This window comes from Lentzea guizhouensis (assembly GCF_001701025.1).
GTDB lineage: Bacteria > Actinomycetota > Actinomycetes > Mycobacteriales > Pseudonocardiaceae > Lentzea > Lentzea guizhouensis.
The window spans coordinates 5,187,822-5,209,442 of the sequence record NZ_CP016793.1 but is presented as its reverse complement, the minus strand read 5'-3'; the positions used below and the strand labels follow the sequence as shown (position 1 = coordinate 5,209,442).

Sequence of the window (21,621 nt, the reverse complement as noted above, 5' to 3'; positions counted from 1 at the left end):
CGGTCAAGGAGAGCACGTGTCACCCATTGAGGTTGCAGGCTTCGTCACCGGCGCACTCTGCGTGTGGCTGGTCGCCCGCCAGAACCCCTGGAACTGGCCCATCGGGATCGCCAACAACATCGCGTTCTTGGTGCTGTTCTGGGGAAGCGGGCTCTACGCGGACTCCGGGCTGCAGGTCGTCTACATGGTCCTGGCGGTCTACGGGTGGTGGGCGTGGGTGCGCGGCGGCGAGCAGCACAGCACCCTGAAAGTCGGTCGCACGACCACGAACCAGTGGATCACCCTCGCAGTCACAGGAGTCGCAGGAACCGCTCTACTGCACTGGATCCTCATCAGTTTCACGCAGTCGACGGTGCCGTTCTGGGACGCGATCACGACCGTGCTGTCCCTCCTGGCCACTTGGGGACAGGCGCGCAAGAAGGTCGAGTGCTGGTGGCTGTGGATCGCCGCGGACGTCATCTACGTGCCGCTCTACGCGTACAAGGAGCTGTACCTGACAGCAGTGTTGTACGTGGGGTTCATGGTGCTGTGCGTGATCGGGCTGCGGAACTGGACGAAGGACCTCAAGGACGAGGTGCGCGTGTGAAGGAGTTCGACCACGCGTTGGTGCTCGGCAAGTTCTACCCACCGCACAACGGCCACCACCACCTGATCGAGACGGCCGCGGCACGCAGCACGCGCACCACGGTCACGGTGCTCGCGGCGTCCACAGAGGCCATACCGCTCGCACACCGCGTCGAGTGGCTGGCTGAACACCACCGGTATACCGACGGTGTACGCGTTGTCGGCGACTTGGACGACCACCCCATGGACTTCGACGACGACCACATCTGGTCGCTGCACGTCGAGCTCACCAAGGCGGTGCTCGCCCGGCGCGCGATCGCCGACGGGGAACCGCACAGAGCTCCGGTCGACGTCGTGTTCTCCAGCGAGAAGTACGGCGACGAGCTCGCCCGCCGGCTGGGCGCGGAGCACGTGCTCGTGGATCTCGACCGCACCACGCACGCCGTCTCCGGCACCGCCGTGCGCACGGACCCGGTCGCGCACTGGCACCACCTCTCCCCCGCCACGCAACGCGGTCTGGCCCGCCGGGTCGTCGTGCTGGGCGCGGAGAGCACCGGCACGACCACGCTGTCCAAACAGCTGGCGGCGCACTTCGGCGCGCCCTGGATCCCCGAGTACGGCCGGGAGCACACCGAGCACAAGCTCAAAGCCGCGCAAGCGTTTGACGCAACAGCCACTGTGGACGGTTTGGTGTGGACGCTCGGCGACTTCGAGGACGTCGCGCGCGAACAGGAAAGACGACTCTGGGCCGAGACCGCGCCGCTGGTCGTCGCGGACAACGACGCGTTCGCCGCGACCGTCTGGGGAGAGCGCTACCTCGGTTTCCGGCCCGAGGTCCACCAGGGCACCGAGCCGCACCTGTACCTGCTGACCGACCACCTCGGCGTTCCGTTCGAACAGGACGGCTGGCGCGACGGCGAGCACCTCAGGGAGTGGATGACGGGCCTGTTCGAACGCGAGCTCGCCCAGCGCGGCGTCCCGTGGGTGAAGCTGACCGAGAACAGGTTCGCCACGGCCGTCACAGAGGTCGAACGGCTGATGCGGCAGGATGTCACGCGTGGGTCACGGTCACGGGCATAGTCACTCAGCGGCGGAACCGGCCTCGCAGCGCGTGAGGACGTTGCTGACGTGGCTGCTGGTGCCGTTGGTGCTGGCGACCGTGGCCGGCGCCGTGCTGCTGTACCCGTTCGGTCACGAACAGCGCACCGGCGCGCAGGTCGGCCTGCACCAGAAGCCGGTCAACGCGGTCGTCACGGGTGTGCAGGACGGGGTGTGCGGCGAGAACTGCACCTCCGTCACCGTGAAGATGTCTGACGGGGACGCGAACGGGCAGAGCGTCACGATCCCGACCCTGCGCGGGCCGGGCGCGCCGCGCTACCAGACCGGTGACGAGGTCGTGCTGTCCTATTCGGGCAGTCAGCCGCAGGCGGCAGAGTCCTACCAGATCGTCGACTACCAGCGCGGCTGGTCGCTCGCGCTGCTGGCGGTGCTGTTCGCGGCCGCCGTGCTGCTGCTCGGCAGGTGGAAGGGGCTCGCGGCGCTGGGTGCGTTGCTGCTGAGCTTCGTGGTGCTGGTGCTGTTCGTGCTGCCGGCGATCCTGGCCGGTGAGAACCCGTTGATGGTCGCGGTCGTCGGCGCCGGGCTGATCATGTTCGTGGTGCTCTACCTGTCGCACGGCGTCTCCGCGAGAACGTCCACGGCGGTGCTGGGCACGTTGGTCAGCCTCGTGCTGATCGGTGTGCTGGGCGCGGTGTTCTCGTGGGCGTCGCGGCTGACCGGCCTCGACGAGGACACGATCAACCTCGTCACGGTGCTGGGCACCGACATCGACACGCGCGGGCTGCTGCTCGCGGGCACGATAATCGGCGCGCTGGGCGTGCTGGACGACGTGACCGTGACGCAGACCAGCGCCGTGTGGGAGCTCCGGCGCGCCAACGAGAAGCTGACCTGGGGCGAGCTCTTCGCCGCCGGGTCGCGGATCGGCCGCGACCACATGTCGTCGGTCGTGAACACGCTCGTCATGGCATACGCGGGCGCGGCGCTGCCGTTGCTGCTCGCGATCTCGCTGGCCGGGCGGTCGATGGGCGAGATCCTGACGGCGCAGCAGATCGCGCAGGAGATCGTGCGCACGCTGGTCGGCAGCATCGGCCTGGTCGCGGCGGTGCCGGTGACCACGGCGCTGGCCGCGCTCGTGGCGGTGCGCCAGGAGGTCACCCCCGTCGCGGCCCCGGATCCCGAGCCGGAACCCGAACCCGAGCCGGAACCCAAGACCGTGAAGCGCGCGAAGCCCGCGGTGGAGCCAGCTGCGAAACCCGCTGCGAAACCCGCGCGCACCCGGATCGAGGGCGACCTCTACGGCTACGACCCCGACAAGGGGCCGTGGGTGCGCCCTAGTGAGCGAGCAGCACGAAGAGCAGCGCCAGCGCGCCCGGCACCACCTGCACGAAGAAGATCTTCCGGCTCGCCGTGAACGTGCCGTAGATGCCCGCGACGATCACGAACACGGTGAACAGCACGGACGCCCCGAAGTCCTGCCGGATGAGCGCGTAGACCAGGCCGGCGGCCAGGAACCCGTTGTAGAGGCCCTGGTTCGCCGCGAGCGCCTTCGACTGCTCGGCGAACTCCGCCGTGATGCCGAACGCCTTCTGCCCGCGCGGAGTCGTCCAGAGGAACATCTCCAAGACCACGATGTAGATGTGGATGAGCGCCACCAGGGCGATCAAGATGTTCGCGATGACCTGCACTTACGTCCTCCTCTTCACGGCGCGCACCCCGAGAAGGAGATGAGCAGTGAGAGGATAGAGCAGTGGGAAGACAGCGGCCCGAGGCAGAGGCGATCACCGAGTCGATCGACTCCGGCGTCGCCGAACTGGTCCCCGAGGTGGGCTCGCGGAGCTCGTGGACGTTGCGGGTCAACGGAACCCCGCAGTCGCATGTGGACCTCGACGACCCGACCTACCTGGAGTTCGAGTACGTCCGGCGCCTCGGCCACGTGGTCGACCTCGTCGCACCGGCCCGCGTCCTGCACCTCGGCGGCGGCGCGCTGACGCTGGCCCGCTACGTGGCGGCGACCGTGCCGCGCTCGACGCAGCAGGTGGCGGAGATCGACGCGGGCCTGATCGCGTTCATCCGCCGCGAGCTGCCACCGCCACCACGCGTGAAGATCACCACCGGCGACGCCCGCGCGGTGCTGGCCCGCACCCGCCCCGGCTCGTTCGACCTGATCGTCTCGGACTGCTTCGCGGGAGCACGCACACCGGCGCACCTGACGTCGGTGGAGTACGTGCGGCAGGCGTCGGACGCGTTGGCCGGCGACGGCGTCTACGCGGCGAACATCGGTGACGGCAACGGCCTGCAGTTCGCACGTTCGCAATGCGCGACCGTGCGCGCGGTGTTCGAGCATGTGTGCGTGCTCGCCGAACCGGGCGTGTTCCGCGGGCGGCGGTTCGGAAATCTGGTCATCTTCGCTTCGCACACGGGGCTGCCGATGCAGCAGCTGACCCGTGCGACGGCGAGCGACCCGTTCCAGGGCCGGGTGGAGCACGGGACGGGGCTGACGAAGTTCATCGGCGGCGCGCCCGTGACGACGGACGAGACGGCGACGCTGTCGCCGGCGCCGCCATCGGGGCTCTGGGGCACGTAGTCCGTTCCCCTTGTTGCCCATCGACGTCTGCAAGTACTACCAACTCTTGATCCGATCGACCTCAACTACACCCAACCCGTTCGGCGTCCGGCGAATCAACGCTCGGGCGCCTCGGAGCAGTTGGGTGCAGAAAAGTGCGTGTTGATGTTGAGTTGGTGGTACTTGCAGACGTCAGGAGCAGCGGCGGGGTGGGAGGAGCTAGTCCAGCGACGTCACGAACTTCGACACGGCGTCAGGATGCAGCTTCTGCGCCATCCGCCCCGCCGGTGCCAGCGACCCCAGCCGGTACAGCGGCCGCTCGGCCGGCGCCACCCCGCGGGCCTCCGCCCGCAGCTGGGCGACGAGGAGCTCCGAGAACACCAGCCCTGGCGTGTCACCGCGGCCCGCCAGCGTGTCGGCGAGGCGGCGCAGCTGGTAGATGCCCAGCTCGCGGCCGCCCACACCGGAGTACATCGACAGGGCGACGTTGATCGCCTTCTTGTTGCCGCGCACGAACAGGCCGACGGTCCTGGCACCGCGCAGGTCGGTGACCAGCAGGTCGAGGCCGTCCGCGGTGAACAGGTCGACGGTGCGGGTGCCGAACGCGCGCACGTTCACCGCACTGCCCTCCAGCCACACCGTGCGGCGGGCCTCGGACATGGCCAGCAGGACGACGGGCAGCGACACGATCAGGAACGTGATCACGCCGGCCCAGCGGCCGCCGATGAAGCCGACGATGGCGCCGAACGCCAGCGCCACCATGAAACCGCCGATCGCGACCATGCGGGCGCGCTTGCGGACGGTCACCTTGTCCAGCAGGTCCAGGGAGAGCTTGTCGTCGGAGCTCACAGGGCTGTCCGCACCGCCTCGACCACGTCGCTCAGCGCCACGGACACCTGCTCGCCCGTCGCCAACGTCTTCACGCCGATGATGCCCGCCTCCAGGTCGCGCTCGCCCAGCACCAACGCCAACCGCGCACCCGACCTGTCCGCGGCCTTGAAACCGGCCTTCATCGACTTGCCGCCGTAGACGAGGTCGACCCGCACCCCCGCGGCACGCAGCTCGCCCGCGATCGCGACCAGGCGGGCCCGCGCCGGCTCACCGAGCGGCACGCCGATCACGTCGACCCGGCTGAACTCCGGCAGCACGCCCTCGGCGGTGGCCGCCAGCAGCGCGCGGTCCACGCCCAGGCCGAAGCCGACGCCGGAGAGCTCCTGGCCGCCGAGCTGCGCCATCAGGCCGTCGTAACGACCGCCGCCGCCGATGCCCGACTGCGCGCCCAGGCCGTCGTGCACGAACTCGAACGTCGTCTTCGTGTAGTAGTCGAGGCCGCGGACCATGCGCGGGTTCTCGACGAACTTCACGCCCAGCTCGGTCAGGTAGCCCTTCACGAGCTCGTAGTGCTCGCGGCACGCGTCGCACAGGTGGTCCACCATCAGCGGCGCCTCGGCGACCAGAGCGCGCACCTCGGGCCGTTTGTCGTCGAGCACGCGCAACGGGTTCAGCTGGGCGCGCTGCTGGGTCGCCTCGTCCAGCGGCAACCGCGACAGGAACGCCTGCAGCTTCTCGCGGTATGCCGGACGGCAGTTCGCATCGCCCAGCGAGGTGATCTCCAGGCGGTAGCCGGTCAGGCCGAGCGCGCGGAAACCCGCGTCACCGACGGCGATCACCTCGGCGTCGAGCGCGGGGTCGTCCACGCCGATCGCCTCGATGCCGACCTGGTGGAACTGCCGGTACCGGCCGGCCTGCGGGGCCTCCGCGCGGAAGAACTGGCCCGCGTAGTAGAGCTTCACCGGCAGCTGGCCGCGGTCGAGGCTGTGCTCGATCACGGCCCGCATCACGCCCGCGGTGCCCTCGGGGCGCAGCGTGATGGAGCGGTCGCCGCGGTCGGCGAAGGTGTACATCTCCTTCGACACCACGTCGGTCGACTCGCCGACGCCACGCGCGAACAGCGCGGTGTCCTCGAAGACGGGCAGCTCGATGTAGCCGTAGCCCGCGAGCTCGGCGGCACGGGTCAGCGTCGACCGGACGTGCGCGAACGCGGCGGAGGTCGGCGGGATGTAGTCGGGAACGCCTTTGGGAGCGGAAAACACGGTTCTCTACAGTCCTCGGTGCGGGGCGGCTGGAGCGTCTCGCAACTGAACCAGATACGGGTTCGTCACGCGCTCGCGGCCAATGGTCGTCGTCGGTCCGTGGCCGGGCAGCACCACCGTGTCGTCGGGCAAGGTCAAGACCTTGTCCTGCAGGGACGACAGCATGCGCGAGTGGTCGCCACCCGGCAGGTCGGTGCGTCCGATGGAACCGGCGAAGAGCGTGTCCCCCGAGATCACGAGGCGACCGCCTTCCTGCACGCCGGAGCGGAACATCACCGACCCGCCGGTATGGCCCGGTGTGTGGTCGACGGTGATCTTCAGCCTGGCGAGGTCGAGCTCGGCGCCGTCGGTCAGCTCGCGGACCTCCGACGGCTCGCGCATCTCCAGGTTGCCGCCGAAGAAGACGCGCGACTCCTTCGAGACGCCCTTCAACGGGTCGGAGAGCATGGCGACGTCGTCGGGGTGGATCCAGGCGGGGATGTCGTTGCCGTCGCAGACGGGCGTGACGGAGAACGTGTGGTCGAAGTGACCGTGCGTGAGCAGGACGGCGACCGGGGCGAGCCGGTGCTTGCGCAGTGCCTGCTCGATCGGCTCGACCGCGTCCTGACCAGGGTCGATGATCACGCAAGGCTCACCCTCGCCGGTCGCCAGGACGTAGCAGTTCGCCTGGAGCGCACCGGTCGGGAACCCGATCACGAGCACGGTGAAAACCTCCCTAGTCACCCCAAGCGTAACCACTACACAAAGGTCATATGCCCAGGCCCTAGACTGCCGAGCCGACCGCCCTATTCGCATGAGTCCCTGGGGAGGGAGCACGTGCCCACCAACGAGCAGCGACGCGCGGCAGCCAAGCGCAAGCTTGAGCGTCAGATGGTCTACCGCCAGGAGCGGGCCAAGAAGCGTCGCATCATCGCCGTCGTCTCGACGGTAGTCGTTGTTGCGCTCGTCGGAGGCGGCGTGTGGTTCCTCTCCACGCACGACTTCGGCAACGGTGACGCCGCCGCGTCGGAGACCCCGACCGACACGCCCCCGGTCGAGATCCCGACCGAGATCAAGGCGATGCCCAAGCGGGCGCAGGCGCTCCCCGAGAAGGTCTCCTGCGAGTACCGCAAGGACGACACCACCCCCGCCGCCAAGCAGGTGAACGCGCCGAACGCGGCCGACGTCCCCGCCACGGGCACGGTGGCGGTCACGTTGAAGACGAACCAGGGCGACCTGCCGATCACGCTCGACCGCGCGCTGGCGCCGTGTGCCGCCAACAGCTTCGAGAGCCTCGTGCAGCAGGGCTACTACAACGGCACGCCGTGCCACCGCCTGTCCACCAAGGGCCTGCAGATGCTGCAGTGCGGTGACCCCAGCGGCACCGGCTCCGGCCACCCCGGCTACAAGTTCGACAACGAGGTGTGGCCGGAGCTGTCCTACGGCCGCGGCTACCTCGCGATGGCGAACGCCGGTCCGGACAAGGGCGACCCGGCCAAGGGCACGAACGGCAGCCAGTTCTTCATCGTCTACGGCTCGGCCGAGCTCTCCCCCGACTACACGGTCTTCGGCAGCATCGGCGAGCCCGGCCTGAAGATCGTCGACGACATCGCGCGCGCCGGTGACGACGGCTCGATGGACCCGTCGCCCGGTGGTGGCAAGCCGAAGAAGGAAGTCAAGATCGAGACCGCCACGGTCGCCAAGTAAGACCGCGTGCAACTGCGGTCCGCGACCGCGCGCACGACTGGAGCAAAACGCAGGAGCCCCCGGCCGGATGTGGCCGGGGGCTCCTGCGTCTTCCCCACGCCCGTGACGATGTCAAAGCCCGCTGTCGTTTCGCTGACGCCGACGGCGGCGCCGATGACATCGAGCGGCTCAGTTGCACATCTCTGTTGCAGAGCTGAGCGATGTTCTCCAGGTTGAGGGGCAACAGGGGGGACCTGGGGGATCGCGGAACACCGTCCATTGGGGGAACGGTGTTGTCAGCCGTGCCCTCGCGCGTCGCCTCCTCGATGCGCAAAGGGAGATGAACGAATGACCAAGACGATCAGCCGTCTCGGCGACCGCCTGCTGGGAACGTTCCTCAAGAAGGAAGAGGCCGGTGCCTGCACCGTGTGCCCCGGCCCGTGCGCCAACCGTGCCGTGGGCGTGCGCTGCAGCGGCGGCCGCATCATCGAGCTGTGGTGCACGCACCTCTACACCTGCGACTGCGGTTGTCAGCCGAACTGGAACAACTGCTGGGAAGTCGTGACCAGCCGCAGCTGCTGAGCTCCTGAGCCGGAAACCGGGGCCGTCCTCGTGGCGGCCCCGGCCTGACAAGCGGGGGGACTCTCGTGCTGTACCTGGAAATCTGCTGCCGCATCGTGGTCGGGATGGTGTTCCTGCTCGCCGTCGTGGGCAAGCTGCGCGGCCGCGCGGAGCTGACCGCCTTCACCGAGTCGCTGGGCAGCTTCGGTCTCCGTTCCGCGGCCGTGCGCTCCGCGCTGGCCGCCGCCGTGATCACCGTCGAGGCCGTCGCGGTGGTGCTGCTGGCCGTGGCGCCCGCGCCGGGGCTGGGCCTCGCCGTGCTGGTGCTCGTGGCGTTCACCGGAGCCGTCGTGGCCGCGAAGGCGACCGGGCGCGAGGTGCGCTGCCGCTGCTTCGGCGCCGACGGCTGATGGGGCGCACGCACCTGGTCCGCAACGGCGTGCTGATCGTGGTCGCGCTGACCGGGCTCGTCGCCGTCACGCCCGCGACCACGCCGCACCCCGGCCTCCTCGCCACGACCACGAGCGCCGCGGTGCTCGGCGCGGTCGCCCTGGCCCACTGGGACGACCTGCGGTTCGTCTTCGGCGCCCGGCCCGCCCACAACCACCACCACTGACTCCGGGGGACGACATGCTCGCTGTACTTACGGCCGCCGTGGCGGTCTGCGTCACGCTCACCGTGCTCAACCTCGTGCTGCTGTTCGCGGTCATCCGCAAGCTGCGCGACCAGCCGCGGCATCCGGAGCTCAAGCCGCAGACACTGGCCCCCGGCACCGCGGTGCGCCAGTTCGAGGCGACGACCACGACCGGTGCGACGATCACCGAGGAGAGCCTGACCTCGACGGTGGTCGCGTTCGTATCCCCGTCGTGCGCGCCGTGCCGCGACCTGGTCGCCTCGATCCCGGACCTGGTACCGCGACTGGGCGAGCCGCTGCTGCTCGTCGTGGTCGAGGAGCTCGACGACGACACCAGGGACGCCGTGGCGGGCCTGGACGGGGTCACCGTCGTCGCCGGAATCGAGAGCACCGCGCTGACCACCGCGTTCGGTGTGGCGAGCTACCCGACCGTGGCACGCGTGGCCGGCCGTCTCGTCGTCAGCAGCGGCGGGAAGCTCACCGACGTCCTCGACCGGGTGGCGAGCTGATGGGCCGCGCCGCACTCGCCGGGCTGCGGCTCACCTGGCAGGCGGGCCGCGCGGGCACGATGACGCTGCTCGTCATCGCCGCACTCGGCGGCGCGGCGGTGCCCGTGGCGGCCTGGCTGGGCAAGCTGCTGATCGACGAGATCGCCCGCGGCCGGGCCGCCGACGAACGGCTGGCGCTTGCGCTGGCACTGGGCACCGCGCTCGTCGGCAGCTGCGCGGCCGTGCTCACCTACGCCGGCACGTACGTCGGCGCCCGCGTGCAGCGCGCGGTGAACCTGCACGTCGAGGACGAGCTGAACCGCTCGGTGAACGACCTGGTCGGTCTGCGCAACTTCGAGAACCCGGTGTTCCACGACCGGCTGCGGCTGGCCGCCCAGGGTGCGCAGAGCGCGCCGTCCGTGCTCACCGAGTTCAGCATCGAGCTGGTGCGCAAAACGCTCACGATCGCGGGCTTCGTCGGCGCCCTGCTCGCCGTGTGGCCGTTCATGGGCGTCCTGCTGGTGATCGCCGCCGTGCCCGCGTTCTTCGCGCAGCTGGCGATCTCCCGGCGGCACGCGGCGACGGTCGAGACGATGATGAACACCGTCCGCCGGCAGTCCTACTACCGCTCGCTGATCACCGAGAGCCAGGCGGCCAAGGAGATCCGGCTGTTCGGGCTCGGCGACCTGCTCCGCGCGCGTTCCCACGAGGCGCTCGCGTCCTCGTCCGGTGCCGAGCTGGCCGTGCGGCGCAGGAACCTGGTGGTGGAGTCGGGATTCAGCCTCCTCAACGCGGTGGTCGCGGCGATCGGCACCGCGGTCGTCGTCGTGGGTGCGGTGCGCGGCACGGTGTCGATCGGTGACGTGTCGCTGTTCATCGCGGCCGTGGCGTCGCTGCAGGGCGCGTTCACGTCGTTGATCATGCAGTTCGGTCAGGTGACCGAGTCGCTGAAGCTGTTCCGGCACTTCGTCGACCTGGCCGGCAGCGCGCCCGACCTGGTCGACGGCACCACCGAGGCGCCGGAGTTGCGCGAGGGCATCGAGCTGCGCGACGTGTGGTTCCGCTACGACGACGAGTCGCCGTGGGTGTTGCAGGGCGTCACGTGCACGATCCCGGCCGGCGCGTCGGTGGGGCTGGTCGGCGCGAACGGCGCGGGCAAGAGCACGCTCGTGAAGCTGCTGTGCCGGATGTACGACCCGGTGCGCGGCTCGATCCACTGGGACGGCACCGACCTGCGCGAGCTGAGCGCGGCGACGTTGCGCCGGCGGACAGCCGCGGTCTTCCAGGACTTCATGCAGTACGACCTCACGGCCGCCGAGAACATCGGGGTCGGTGACCTCTCCGGCCTGGACGACCGGCGCAGGATCGAGCAGGCCGCCGCGGTGGTGGAGATCGACGAGAAGATCCGCTCGCTGCCGCAGGGCTACCGGACGCTGCTCAGCCAGTCCTTCGTCGACTTCGCGGCCGGCGCGGGCTTCGCCGGGGTGAACTTCTCCGGCGGGCAGTGGCAGCGGCTCGCGATCGCCCGCTCGCTGATGCGCCGCGACGCCGACTTCATGATCATGGACGAGCCCAGCTCCGGCCTGGACGCCGACGCCGAGCACCAGCTCGGCGTGACGCTGCGGACGTTGCGCGCCGGGCGGACGAGCCTGCTGATCTCGCACCGGCTCAACACGCTGCGCGACGCGGACCGGATCGTCGTGCTGGCCGGTGGCGTGGTCGCGGAGCAGGGCTCGCACGACGAGCTGATGACCGCGGCCGGTGAGTACGCGCGGCTGTTCCGCCTGCAGGCGAGCAGCTACCAGGACGAACGGGTGGCGCTGCCGTGAAGTGGTTGCTGCTGCCGGTCGTGATCGTCGCGGGCCTGTGGTGGCTGCGCGGCAGGTACCTGCTGGTGACCGTGCGCGGCGACAGCATGATGCCCGCGTTGCGGCCGGACGCGCGGGTTCTGGCTCGGCTGGGCGGCCGGTACCGCACGGGGTCGGTCGTGGTGTTCCGGCGCGAGACCGAGTTCGTCGACCTGATGGTCAAACGGGTGGCGGCACGCGCGGGCGAGCCGGTGCCGGCCGACTGCCTGGCCGCGGTGGGTGCCACGGGCGACACCGTGGTCCCGCCCGGCCACCTGCTGGTGCGCGGCGACAACCCCGGCAGCAGCGACTCCCGCACGTTCGGCTACGTGCGGGAGTCGGCTGTGGTCGGAACGGTCAGGACGCGGACGTGACGCGGTAGACGTCGTAGACGCCTTCCACGCTGCGCACGGCCTTGAGGACGTGCCCGAGGTGCTTCGGGTCGCCCATCTCGAACGAGAACCGGCTGACCGCCACCCGGTCGCGCGACGTGGTGACCGACGCCGACAGGATGTTCACCCGCTCGTCCGCCAGCACCTTCGTGACGTCGGACAGCAACCGGTGCCGGTCGAGCGCCTCGACCTGGATGGCCACCAGGAACACGCTGGAGGCCGACGGGGCCCACTCGACGTCGAGCAGGCGTTCCGGCGACTTCAGCAGCTCGTCGGCGTTCGTGCAGTCGGTGCGGTGCACGGACACACCTCCGCCGCGGGTGACGAAGCCGAGGATGTCGTCGCCGGGCACCGGGGTGCAGCAGCGGGCGAGCTTCACCCACACGTCGCCCGCGTCCTTGACGATCACGCCGGCGTCGCCGGTGGGACGGCGGCGGGTGACCGTGGACGGGGTGGCGCGGTCGGCGAGCTCCTCCTCGGCGTGCTCGACGCCGCCGAGCTGGGCCACGAGCCGTTGCACGACGTGCCGGGCGGAGGTGTGCCCCTCGCCCACCGCGGCGTACAGCGCGCTCATGTCCGGGTAGTGCAGCTCCTTCGCGAGGGCCTGCATGGAGTCGACACTCACCAGGCGCTGGATCGGCAGGCCGACGCGGCGCACCTCCTTGGTGATCGCCTCCTTGCCCTGCTCGATCGCCTCTTCCTTGCGCTCCTTGGCGAACCACTGCTTGATCTTCGCCTTGGCGCGCGGCGAGGCGACGAAGCTCAGCCAGTCCCTGCTGGGACCGGCGCCTTCCGCCTTCGAGGTGAAGATCTCGACGACCTCGCCGTTCTCGAGCTTGCGCTCCAGAGCGACCAGGCGGCCGTTCACGCGGGCACCGATGCAGCGGTGGCCCACCTCGGTGTGGACGGCGTAGGCGAAGTCGACCGGGCAGGACCCCGTCGGCAGCGTCTGCACGTCCCCCTTGGGCGTGAACACGAAGATCTCGCGCGCGGCGAGGTCCCAGCGCAGCCCTTCGAGGAACTCACCGGGGTCCGCGGCCTCCCGCTGCCAGTCGAGGAGCTGGCGCATCCACGCCATCTCGTCGATCTCGACGGACTTGCCGTTGTGCGTGCCCTTGGTCTCCTTGTACCGCCAGTGCGCCGCGATGCCGTACTCGGCCCGTTGGTGCATCTCGTGCGTGCGGATCTGCACCTCGAGAGGCTTGCCGTCAGGACCGATGACGGTTGTGTGCAGCGACTGGTAGACGCCGAACCGCGGCTGCGCGATGTAGTCCTTGAACCGCCCCGGCATGGGCTGCCACGCGGCGTGCACGACACCCATGGCGGCGTAGCAGTCGCGCACCTCGTCGACGAGGATCCGCACGCCCACCAGGTCGTGGATGTCGTCGAACTCGCGGCCGCGGACGATCATCTTCTGGTTGATCGAGTAGTAGTGCTTGGGCCGGCCCTCGACCTTCGCCACGATCCGGGCCGTGTCGAGCTGCCCGTTCAGCTCCTCGACGACGGTCCGCAGGTACGTGTCGCGACTCGGCGCGCGCTTGGCGACCAGCCGCACGATCTCGTCGTACTTCTTGGGCTGCAGGATCGCGAACGCGAGGTCCTCCAGCTCCCACTTCACGGTCGCCATGCCCAGCCGGTGGGCGAGCGGCGCGAGGACCTCGAGCGTCTCGCGAGCCTTGCGGGCCTGCTTCTCCGGCGGCAGGAACCGCATGGTGCGCATGTTGTGCAGCCGGTCGGCGAGCTTGATGACCAGGACCCGCGGGTCCTTCGCCATCGCGATCACCATCTTGCGGATCGTCTCCGCCTCGGCCGCTGCCCCCAGCTTGACCTTGTCGAGCTTCGTGACGCCGTCGACCAGCCTGGCGACTTCTTCGCCGAAGTCGTCCTTGAGCTGGTTGAGCGAGTAGTCGGTGTCCTCCACGGTGTCGTGCAGCAGCGCGGCCACCAGCGTCGTGGTGTCCATGCCCAGCTCGGCGAGGATCGTCGCCACGGCGAGCGGGTGGGTGATGTACGGGTCGCCGGACTTGCGGCGCTGCGGGCGGTGCTTCTCCTCGGCAACGTCATATGCGTGCTGCAGAAGCGCCAGATCGGCCTTGGGATGGAGGTCGTAGTGCGCGGCGGCGAGAGGTTCGAGGACCTGCTTCACCGGGGCCGCACGTTGGGCGGTGATGCGCCGCGCGAGGCGGGCGCGCACACGCCGGGTAGCCGACGGTTGAACAGCCGTCGCAGCGGGTTCGGTGTCTTGACTCAACCCCACGCTCCTCGGGTCTCGCGAGTACCGAGGATAACGCGTTCACGCTGACGAAACTTCCGGACGCGCGCCGAGCGGTGCAGCTCACACGGTGAACGCCTCGCGAACTTCCGTTGGGCCGATCAGGCGACGTGGGTCACGAACGCGCGCCAGGCGTGGATCGTGAACACGAGGCGGTCACCGTTCGCGTTCGAGGTCAGACGTGGCTGAGGTAGCGGCCGAGCAGGGTGCGAGAGCCGTCCTCGTCCTCGTCGAGGGCGCGCTCGGCCAGCCACGTGAAGAACGCGGCGCTGTCGGCGACACCTTGCTCGCGTCCCAGCCGAGCCGGTCCGCGAACGCCGCGCCGGTCTGCCCGGACTGCTCGCGCAACGAACGCAGCTCGTCACCCAGGTCCCTGCTGTACGCGGTGGAGGTAAGCGCAGTCATACCAACGCAAGTTACGGATTGCAGATCCTCCACGAACTTGCTCATCAGGGTGAAAATGGTCCCGTGAGGACACTCCTGTGGTGCGGCGCCATGAACGTCGTCTGGTTGCTCGGCATGGCGTACGGCGCCCTGCAGGAGGTCGGCCACTTCGACCTGCGCGCCATGCTCGGCACCGCGACGGCGTGGGTGCTGGCGACGACCGCGAGCTGGATGCTGTTGCGGCGGAGCAACCGCAGGCACGCGGTGTGGGAGTACGCGGTGGTGACGGCGCCGGCGGCACTCGTCGCGCTGGTCCTGGTGACGACCGGCGCGTGGTTCATCTCGCCGCCGGGACCGGTTCGGCCGCTGGCCTGGTCGTGAGACGACGAAGACCCGGCAACACGCGTTGCCGGGTCTTCGCGGAAGGTCTCAGACGGCGAGCAGGGCGCTGACCTCGCGGCCGGCCAGCCTGGAGCGGCCACCGAGGGCCGGGATCTCCAGGACCACCGACACACCCGTCACGATGCCGCCCGCGCGCTCCACGAGCGTGCAGGCGGCCTCCGCGGTGCCTCCGGTGGCGAGGACGTCGTCCACCACGACCACGCGCTGGCCGGGCTGGATGGCGTCCGCGGGCAGTTCCAGCGACGCTTCCCCGTACTCCAGCGCGTACGACACGCGGTCGGCCACCACGGGGAGCTTGCCCGGCTTGCGCAGCGGCACGACGCCGTAGCGCCAGCCGTACCCGAGCGCGGCACCCAGGAGGAAGCCGCGCGACTCGATGGCGGCGATCACCTGGGTGCTGTCGTCGATCTTGTCCTGCAGGGCGTCGACCACGGCGCGCAGGGCGTCCGGGTCGGCGAGGACCGGCGTGAGGTCCCGGAAGACGACCCCCGGCTTGGGGAAGTCGGGGACCTCACGCAGCAGTCCCAGTGCACGATCTAGCTTCAACGCTGGCGCTTTCCGGTCGGGCGGCCGCGACGGGCGTCGGCGGTCTTGGCGGTGCGGTGGGGAACCGACGCGGCGGCGGCCATCGCCTCCTCCTTGCGCAGGTCGGCGGCGAGGGCGTCCTCGTCGACCGACTCGATGCCCTCGGCGTCGGCGGCGACACCGGCGGACGCGGCCTTGGCGCGACGGGCGGTCACGCGCTTGGCCTGCGCGATGTACTTCGGGTCGCGCATCTTCAGGTCCACCAGCACCGGGGTGGCGATGAAGATCGACGACAGGGCGCCGATGAACATGCCGACGAGCTGCACCAGCGCGAGGTCCTGCAGCGTGCCGACGCCCAGGATGCCGACGCCGACGACCAGCAGGCCCAGGACCGGCAGCAGCGCGATCAGCGAGGTGTTGATCGAACGCATCAGGGTCTGGTTGAGCGCGAGGTTCGCCGCCTCCGAGTAGGTGCGGCGGGTCAGGCCCAGCAGGCCTCGGGTGTTCTCCCTGACCTTGTCGAACACGACGACCGTGTCGTACAGGGAGAAGCCGAGGATGGTGAGCAGACCGATGACCGTCGCCGGCGTCACCTCGAAGCCCACGAGCGAGTACACGCCCGCGGTGATGACGACGTCGTGGAACACCGCGACGAGCGCGGCGACCGCCATCCGCCATTCGAAGTAGAACGCCAGGAACAGCGTCACCACCACGAAGAACCAGAACAGCGCCCACAGCGCCTTGCCGCGGATCTCACCGCCCCAGGACGCGGAGACGGCGCTGTCGGAGATCGCCGACTGGCCGCCGCGCGGGTTGGCGTCGGTGTTCAGGGCCGTCTTGAGGGCCGAGACCTCGTTGATGTTCAGCGCGGGCGACTTGATCTGGATCGTCGCGCTGTCACCGGAGCCGACGGCCTGCACGGCGTTGGGCTTCTTGCCGGGCAGTGCCTTGGCGAACACGTCCTCGACGGTGGTCGTCGAGATCACCTGGCCGGACTGCGACACGGACGGCAGCGAGATCTTGGTGCCGCCCAGGAAGTCGATGCCCAGGTTGAAGCCGTTGAACACCATCGAGCCGATGCAGACGAGCAGGATGATGGCCGACGTGATGTACCAGCGGACGCGCTTGCCGACGATGTCGAAAGCGCCGTTGCCGACGTAGAGGCGCGTGAACACGTTGCCCATGTCAGGCCTCCTTCACGGCGGTCTTGCCGGACGAGGCGCGGTGCGACGCGCCCTCGCGGGCGGCACCGCCCAGACCGGACAGGTTGGGGTTGGACAGGAACTTGGACTTCGAGGCCATCGCGACCAGCGGGTGCGTCACCAGGAACACGACCACGAGGTCGAGGACCGTGGACATGCCCAGGGTGAACGCGAAGCCCTTCACCTGGCCGACGGCGATCACGTACAGCACGGCGGCGGCGATGAAGCTGACCGCGTCGGCCGAGAGGATCGTGCGGCGCGAACGGACCCAGGCGCGCGGGACGGCCGAGCGGAACGAACGGCCTTCACGCACCTCGTCCTTCAGACGTTCGAAGAAGACGATGAACGAGTCCGCGGTGATACCGATCGCGACGATGAACCCGGCGATGCCCGCGAGGTCGAGGGTGAACCCGATCCAGCGGCCCAGCAGCACCAGCACGCCGTAGACGATCACGCCGGACAGCGCCAGCGACAGGATCGTCAGGATGCCCAGGAGGCGGTAGTAGAACATGCAGTAGACGAAGACCAGCGCGAGACCGATGCCGCCGGCGATGAGACCCGCCTTGAGCGACTGCAGCCCGAGCGTCGGGGAGATCGTCTGCGCCTCGGAGGCGTCGAAGGACAGCGGCAGCGCGCCGTACTTCAGGGTGTCGGCGAGCGACTGCGCCTGCTTCAGCGTGAACTTGCCGCTGATCTCGGTCGAACCGCCGGAGATCGCCGACTGGATGGTCGGCGCGGACATGACCTGGCCGTCGAGGACGACGGCGACGGCCTGCTGCACGTTCGCGGCGGTGAACTTCGACCACTTCTCGCCGCCCTCGCTCTTGAAGTCGAGGTTGACGACGTAGCCGGTGCCGTTCGGGTTCGCGTTCGCGGCGGCGTTGCTGATGTCCTCACCGGACAGGCGCGAGTACGTGGTGAAGTCGTCCGGCTTGACCGCGGTGTCGGCGGCGGCCGGGTGCACCGGGGCGAGGATGTACTTGAACTCGCCGGTCTCGTCACAGGTGACGAGCGGCTTGTCCAGGTCGTCGTTGCCGCGCAGCGGGTCCGGCTTCGAGCAGTCGAGCAGGAGGGCGGCCTGCTGCAGCGTCTGCTGGTCGCCGCTCTGGCGCAGCGCCTTCGCGTCCTGGATCTCCTTGGCGATCTTCGGATCGACGTTGGACGGAGCCGGCGGCGCGGACGGCTGGGTGCTCGGCGCCGACGGCGCGGTGCTGCCCGACGGCGGCGTGCTGGACGGCTGCGGCCAGGTTCGGCGGCGGCCCTGCGGCGCGTTGACGAGGGCTGGCCGCGGTCGCTCGGAGCGGGCGTGCTGGCCGCGCTTGCTCGACGACGGTGCCGACGAGGTCTCGGACGGCACCGAGGTGGCCGCCGGGATCGGCTGGCCGACGACCTTGCGGAACGCGAGGCGGGCGGTCTGGCCCAGGCCCTTCGCGCCCTCGCTGTCCGCGCCGGGCACGGTGATCGTCAGGTTGTTGCCGTCGCGGACGACCTCGGCGCCGGAGACGCCGAGCACGTTGACGCGGACCTCGATGAGGTCACGCGCACGGTTCAGCGCTTCCTCACTCGGCTGCGCGCCGTCTTCCTGACGCGCGGTCAGCGTGACGATCGTGCCGCCCTGCAGGTCGATGCCGAGCTTCGGTTTGGCGGAGCCGTTGCCCGTGAAGAACACCAGGGCGTAAAGCGCGACGACGACGATGGCGAAACTCGCCAGATACTTCGCGGGGCGAATTTGCCCGGCCGGAGGTGCCACGGTCCGTCCGTCTCCTCAGTTGACATGTCTCAGCGGAGGCGCAGATTACCCTGCGGGTTGTGAGCTGAGCGTCACTCCCCGGCACCGGTTTGCGCCGTTCACACTTGCCAGCACCGTCACCAGTGCTTCGTTGACGCCGCTGCGCGGAGACTGACACAATCCCCGACCGGGGGGCAAGCTGGGGGTTATTTTTGCTGGGCGCCTGCGCCTGGTTCGTCCTGGGGGACACGCGTTTAGTTCTGCGCGCTCTTCTGTGCTGCCTGCTCCCCATGTCATTGCTGACGGCACATATGGAGTGGAACATCATGACTCGCAAGCTCGCGGCCAAGGCCGTCGTCGCGCTGGGGCTCAGCCTCGGCGTGCTCACGGCCACCAGCGGCACCGCTCTGGCGTACAACTTCCCGTTCCCGGGATGCGGCGCCTCCGAGTACTACGACGTGCGGTCGCAGACCAAGGCGACCTTCTCCCACATCGACGGGAGCACCTACTGGTACAAGATCACCTGGGGCGGCAAGCCGATCAACTCGAACCCGAACCACCCGGACAACTGGTCCGGCTGCACCCGGTGACGAGCAGCTGGTGAAGCACAGCTGATGAAGCACGGCTGACTGCCACGCCCGTGCCCGGTCCTCACGACCGGGCACGGGCGTTTTTCACGTTCTCCCGCGCCGGACTACTTCTTGGCGTTGGTGTCCAGCGGCTCGGCGACCTGCGCGGTGGCCGGCTCGACCTCGTGCACGTCGTCGTCCGCCTTCTCGACCACGGTCTCCTCGACGTCGGCGACCTTCTCGCGGATCGCGGCGCGCAGCCACCGCGTGACGACACCCTCGGAGATCTCGATGTCGATGGTGGTGTCGTGGCTGGCGTCGGCGACCGTGCCGTACAGACCCGACGTCGTCATCACCTTGTCGCCAGGTGCCAGCTCGTTCTGCAGCTTCTGCTGCTCGGCCATCGCGCGCTTCTGCTTGCGCGCGCTGAGGAACAGCGGCACGGCCAGCAGCACCAGCAGCAACGGGAACATCAAAGACGAAAGGTTGCCCATCATTCTCCGATCAGGTGGACATGCCTTCGCGCACGTCCGATATGTCCAGGTGCTTTCACCGATTGTGCCAGGTCACCACAGTTGATCTCCGGCGGGCGGCTCCAGCCCCAGGTGGTGCCACGCGGCGGGCGTCGCCACTCGTCCGCGCGGTGTCCGGGCCAGCATGCCAGCCCGCACCAAATACGGTTCGCACACCTCTTCCACCGTGGTCGGCTCCTCACCGACCGCGACCGCGAGCGTGGACACCCCGACCGGTCCCCCGTGGAAGCTCCTGACCAGCGCGTTGAGCACCGCGCGGTCGAGCCGGTCGAGCCCGAGGTGGTCGACGTCGTAGACCTCCAGCGCCTGCTTGGCGACCTCTTCCGTGACCCGGCCGTCGGCCCTGACCTCGGCGAAGTCGCGCACGCGGCGCAGCAGCCTGTTCGCGATGCGGGGCGTGCCCCGGGACCGCCCGGCGATCTCGATGGCGCCGTCGTCGTGCAGGTCGACCCCGAGGATCTTCGCGCTGCGCTTGACGATCCGGTCGAGGTCCTCGGCGCTGTAGAACTCCATGTGCGCGGTGAACCCGAACCGGTCGCGCAGCGGCCCGGTCAGCGCACCCGACCTGGTCGTGGCCCCGACCAGCGTGAACGGCGCGATGTCGAGCGGGATGCTGGTCGCGCCCGGTCCCTTGCCGACGACCACGTCGACCCGGAAGTCCTCCATCGCGAGGTACAGCATCTCCTCGGCGGGCCGGGCCATCCGGTGGATCTCGTCGATGAACAGCACGTCCCCCTCGACGAGGTTGGACAGCATCGCCGCGAGGTCACCGGCCCGTTCGAGCGCGGGCCCGCTGGTGATGCGGATCTGGCTGTTGAGCTCCTTGGCGATGATCATGGCGAGGGACGTCTTGCCCAGCCCCGGCGGCCCGCTGAGCAGCACGTGGTCCGGCGCGTTCCCGCGGCGCATGGCACCGTGCAGCACCAGCTCCAGCTGCTCGCGCACCCGGTGCTGCCCGACGAACTCGCTGAGGTCGCTCGGCCGCAGACTGGTCTCGAGATCCCGCTCGGCAGGCGCGGCGTAGGGGCTGAGCTCGTCCTCGGTCACTTGCGCCCCAGCGTGGACAGCGCCCGGCGCAGGACCGCGGCGGTGGACTGGTCGGGGTTGTCGGCGAGCACCTTGTCCACGGTCTGCTCAGCCGCCTTGGCCGCGAACCCGAGCCCGAGCAACGCCTCGACGACGTGGTCACGCGTCTGGCTGTGCTGCGCGGGGGTGGCGGCGCCGGGCAGCTGCCCGACCTTGTCGCGGAGCTCGATGATGAGCCGCTCGGCCCCCTTCTTGCCGATGCCCGGCACCTGCGTGAGCACCGTGATGTTGCCCTCGGCGAGCGCGTGCCGCAGCTTGTCGGGCTCCAGCACCGCGAGCGTGGCCAGCGCGATCCGCGGCCCGATGCCGCTGACCGTCTGCAGCAGCCCGAACAGCTCGCGCGCCTCGGCGTCGGCGAACCCGAACAGCGTGAGGCTGTCCTCGCGGACCACGAGGGTCGTCGCGAGGTGCGCCTCCTCACCGCGGCGCAGGCTCGCGAGGGTGGTCGGGGTGGCCTGGATGGCGAACCCGACGCCGCCGACCTCGACGACGGCGTGGTCGAGGCCGACGTGCTGCACCTGGCCGCGCAGTGACGAGATCACCTGGTTCCTCCGGTTCGGGCACGCGGGGACCCCGCGTGCGGTGTAACGGTACGAAAGCTCCCCGCGTGCGCTTCAGCCGCACGGAGGCTCCCCGTGTGCGCTTCGGCCGCACGGAAGCTCCCCGTGTGCGCTTCGGCCGCACGGAAGCTCCCCGCGTGCCTCCAAGTCCCCGGAGAGTTGCGTGCGGCGAGCGGGCTCCGGTGCGTTCGTGGTGCACGGAAGCTCCCCGCGTGCGCCTCGGCCGCACGGAAGCTTGCGTGCGGCGACGGAAGCCTCGCGGGTGGCTTCGTGGCCGCACGAAGCTCCCCGCGTGCACCTTCAACGCATGGAAGCTCGCCGTGCGCGCTTCGAACGCGAACGCGCAAAAGCTGCCCACGCGCACCTTCAGCGCACGGGAAGTCGCCGTGCGCGCTTCGGCCGGCGGGTTCGCGGCGGACCGGGACGGGTGGGCGACGGCGTTGCTCGCGAGAGCGGGTCGGGCCGGGTGCAGGCTTGCGCAGGCGTCCCCTCG

At 69.7% G+C, this 21,621-nt stretch carries 25 protein-coding genes; 13 read left to right on the top strand and 12 right to left on the bottom strand.

Translation table 11 applies throughout. The annotated features are described in order from the left end of the window. The first annotated feature begins 16 nt into the window (after nt 1-16). The 3 genes from pnuC to BBK82_RS25755 are packed head-to-tail and all read left to right on the top strand — an operon-like array spanning nt 17 to nt 3,034. Nucleotides 17-586, top strand: a complete 570-nt coding sequence (gene pnuC, locus BBK82_RS25765) for a nicotinamide riboside transporter PnuC (protein WP_237047578.1) — start codon at nt 17-19, stop codon at nt 584-586. Continuing rightward, complete coding sequence (locus BBK82_RS25760) at nt 583-1,644, top strand: AAA family ATPase (RefSeq protein ID WP_065917313.1); 1,062 nt, start codon at nt 583-585, stop codon at nt 1,642-1,644. The genes pnuC and BBK82_RS25760 overlap by 4 nt, the downstream gene beginning before the upstream one ends. A gap of 31 nt (nt 1,645-1,675) precedes the next feature. Beyond that, nucleotides 1,676-3,034 carry a YibE/F family protein gene (locus BBK82_RS25755; RefSeq protein WP_083268148.1) on the top strand — a complete coding sequence of 453 codons (1,359 nt, stop codon included), beginning with the start codon at nt 1,676-1,678 and terminating at the stop codon, nt 3,032-3,034. On the opposite strand, the gene BBK82_RS25750 is transcribed toward BBK82_RS25755, so the two are convergent. Continuing rightward, nucleotides 2,955-3,308 (bottom strand): DUF1304 domain-containing protein, encoded by a 354-nt coding sequence (locus tag BBK82_RS25750; RefSeq protein WP_065917311.1) that lies wholly within the window; start codon nt 3,306-3,308, stop codon nt 2,955-2,957. The genes BBK82_RS25755 and BBK82_RS25750 overlap by 80 nt on opposite strands. Nucleotides 3,309-3,370: 62 nt before the next feature. Here BBK82_RS25750 and BBK82_RS25745 point away from each other — a divergent pair, with 62 nt between their 5' ends. Then, nucleotides 3,371-4,207, top strand: a complete 837-nt coding sequence (locus tag BBK82_RS25745; protein ID WP_065917310.1) for a spermidine synthase — start codon at nt 3,371-3,373, stop codon at nt 4,205-4,207. 198 nt (nt 4,208-4,405) lie between these two features. Here the strand turns inward: BBK82_RS25745 and BBK82_RS25740 are convergent, their stop codons facing one another. From BBK82_RS25740 to BBK82_RS25730, 3 genes are read right to left on the bottom strand one after another with little or no spacing between them, the layout of a single operon-like run. Continuing rightward, complete coding sequence (locus BBK82_RS25740; RefSeq protein ID WP_065917309.1) at nt 4,406-5,035, bottom strand: hypothetical protein; 630 nt, start codon at nt 5,033-5,035, stop codon at nt 4,406-4,408. Next, the gene (gene hisS / locus BBK82_RS25735) at nt 5,032-6,279 is read right to left on the bottom strand and encodes a histidine--tRNA ligase (RefSeq protein ID WP_065917308.1); all 1,248 of its coding nucleotides are present in this window, start codon (nt 6,277-6,279) and stop codon (nt 5,032-5,034) included. Before hisS ends, BBK82_RS25740 begins: the two co-directional genes overlap by 4 nt. Before the next feature lie 6 nt (nt 6,280-6,285). After that, nucleotides 6,286-6,981, bottom strand: coding sequence for an MBL fold metallo-hydrolase (locus BBK82_RS25730; RefSeq protein WP_065917307.1), 696 nt, complete (start codon nt 6,979-6,981; stop codon nt 6,286-6,288). A gap of 114 nt (nt 6,982-7,095) precedes the next feature. Here BBK82_RS25730 and BBK82_RS25725 point away from each other — a divergent pair, with 114 nt between their 5' ends. From BBK82_RS25725 to BBK82_RS25695, 7 genes are all read left to right on the top strand, one after another. After that, the gene (locus BBK82_RS25725; protein ID WP_065917306.1) at nt 7,096-7,965 is read left to right on the top strand and encodes a peptidylprolyl isomerase; all 870 of its coding nucleotides are present in this window, start codon (nt 7,096-7,098) and stop codon (nt 7,963-7,965) included. Between the two features lie 327 nt (nt 7,966-8,292). Next, on the top strand, nt 8,293-8,526 hold the full coding sequence (locus tag BBK82_RS25720; RefSeq protein ID WP_065917305.1) for a hypothetical protein: 234 nt from the start codon (nt 8,293-8,295) through the stop codon (nt 8,524-8,526). Nucleotides 8,527-8,591: 65 nt separating this feature from the next. Continuing rightward, the gene (locus BBK82_RS25715; protein WP_065917304.1) at nt 8,592-8,915 is read left to right on the top strand and encodes a MauE/DoxX family redox-associated membrane protein; all 324 of its coding nucleotides are present in this window, start codon (nt 8,592-8,594) and stop codon (nt 8,913-8,915) included. Next, entirely contained in the window at nt 8,915-9,121 is a 207-nt protein-coding gene (locus BBK82_RS25710) for a hypothetical protein (RefSeq protein ID WP_065917303.1), read from the top strand. Before BBK82_RS25715 ends, BBK82_RS25710 begins: the two co-directional genes overlap by 1 nt. Before the next feature lie 14 nt (nt 9,122-9,135). After that, entirely contained in the window at nt 9,136-9,648 is a 513-nt protein-coding gene (locus BBK82_RS25705; protein WP_154697492.1) for a hypothetical protein, read from the top strand. Beyond that, nucleotides 9,648-11,456: an ABC transporter ATP-binding protein gene (locus BBK82_RS25700; RefSeq protein WP_065917301.1), complete on the top strand. Its 1,809-nt coding sequence runs from the start codon at nt 9,648-9,650 to the stop codon at nt 11,454-11,456. The genes BBK82_RS25705 and BBK82_RS25700 overlap by 1 nt, the downstream gene beginning before the upstream one ends. Beyond that, entirely contained in the window at nt 11,453-11,848 is a 396-nt protein-coding gene (locus BBK82_RS25695) for a S26 family signal peptidase (RefSeq protein ID WP_065917300.1), read from the top strand. The genes BBK82_RS25700 and BBK82_RS25695 overlap by 4 nt, the downstream gene beginning before the upstream one ends. Here the strand turns inward: BBK82_RS25695 and BBK82_RS25690 are convergent. Beyond that, on the bottom strand, nt 11,832-14,117 hold the full coding sequence (locus BBK82_RS25690; protein WP_065917299.1) for a RelA/SpoT family protein: 2,286 nt from the start codon (nt 14,115-14,117) through the stop codon (nt 11,832-11,834). The two genes, BBK82_RS25695 and BBK82_RS25690, sit on opposite strands and share 17 nt — an antisense overlap. A 177-nt stretch (nt 14,118-14,294) precedes the next feature. After that, nucleotides 14,295-14,543 (bottom strand): helix-turn-helix domain-containing protein, encoded by a 249-nt coding sequence (locus BBK82_RS50510; RefSeq protein ID WP_154697491.1) that lies wholly within the window; start codon nt 14,541-14,543, stop codon nt 14,295-14,297. Between the two features lie 63 nt (nt 14,544-14,606). Here BBK82_RS50510 and BBK82_RS25685 point away from each other — a divergent pair, with 63 nt between their 5' ends. Next, nucleotides 14,607-14,903: a hypothetical protein gene (locus BBK82_RS25685; RefSeq protein ID WP_154697490.1), complete on the top strand. Its 297-nt coding sequence runs from the start codon at nt 14,607-14,609 to the stop codon at nt 14,901-14,903. Nucleotides 14,904-14,951: 48 nt separating this feature from the next. On the opposite strand, the gene BBK82_RS25680 is transcribed toward BBK82_RS25685, so the two are convergent. Genes BBK82_RS25680 through secD form a run of 3 tightly spaced genes read right to left on the bottom strand, consistent with a single transcriptional unit; the run spans nt 14,952 to nt 18,401 of the window. Further along, on the bottom strand, nt 14,952-15,470 hold the full coding sequence (locus tag BBK82_RS25680; protein WP_065917297.1) for an adenine phosphoribosyltransferase: 519 nt from the start codon (nt 15,468-15,470) through the stop codon (nt 14,952-14,954). After that, nucleotides 15,467-16,633 (bottom strand): protein translocase subunit SecF, encoded by a 1,167-nt coding sequence (gene secF, locus BBK82_RS25675; RefSeq protein ID WP_065917296.1) that lies wholly within the window; start codon nt 16,631-16,633, stop codon nt 15,467-15,469. Before secF ends, BBK82_RS25680 begins: the two co-directional genes overlap by 4 nt. Before the next feature lies 1 nt (nt 16,634). Next, nucleotides 16,635-18,401, bottom strand: coding sequence for a protein translocase subunit SecD (gene secD / locus BBK82_RS25670; protein WP_065917295.1), 1,767 nt, complete (start codon nt 18,399-18,401; stop codon nt 16,635-16,637). A gap of 305 nt (nt 18,402-18,706) precedes the next feature. Here secD and BBK82_RS25665 point away from each other — a divergent pair, with 305 nt between their 5' ends. After that, nucleotides 18,707-18,970 (top strand): hypothetical protein, encoded by a 264-nt coding sequence (locus BBK82_RS25665; RefSeq protein WP_154697489.1) that lies wholly within the window; start codon nt 18,707-18,709, stop codon nt 18,968-18,970. A gap of 104 nt (nt 18,971-19,074) precedes the next feature. On the opposite strand, the gene yajC is transcribed toward BBK82_RS25665, so the two are convergent. From yajC to ruvA, 3 genes are all read right to left on the bottom strand, one after another. Then, nucleotides 19,075-19,422, bottom strand: coding sequence for a preprotein translocase subunit YajC (gene yajC, locus BBK82_RS25660; protein WP_083268147.1), 348 nt, complete (start codon nt 19,420-19,422; stop codon nt 19,075-19,077). A gap of 93 nt (nt 19,423-19,515) precedes the next feature. Beyond that, entirely contained in the window at nt 19,516-20,529 is a 1,014-nt protein-coding gene (ruvB, locus tag BBK82_RS25655; RefSeq protein WP_065917293.1) for a Holliday junction branch migration DNA helicase RuvB, read from the bottom strand. Then, on the bottom strand, nt 20,526-21,110 hold the full coding sequence (ruvA, locus tag BBK82_RS25650) for a Holliday junction branch migration protein RuvA (protein ID WP_065917292.1): 585 nt from the start codon (nt 21,108-21,110) through the stop codon (nt 20,526-20,528). Before ruvA ends, ruvB begins: the two co-directional genes overlap by 4 nt. Between the last annotated feature and the right edge of the window lie 511 nt (nt 21,111-21,621).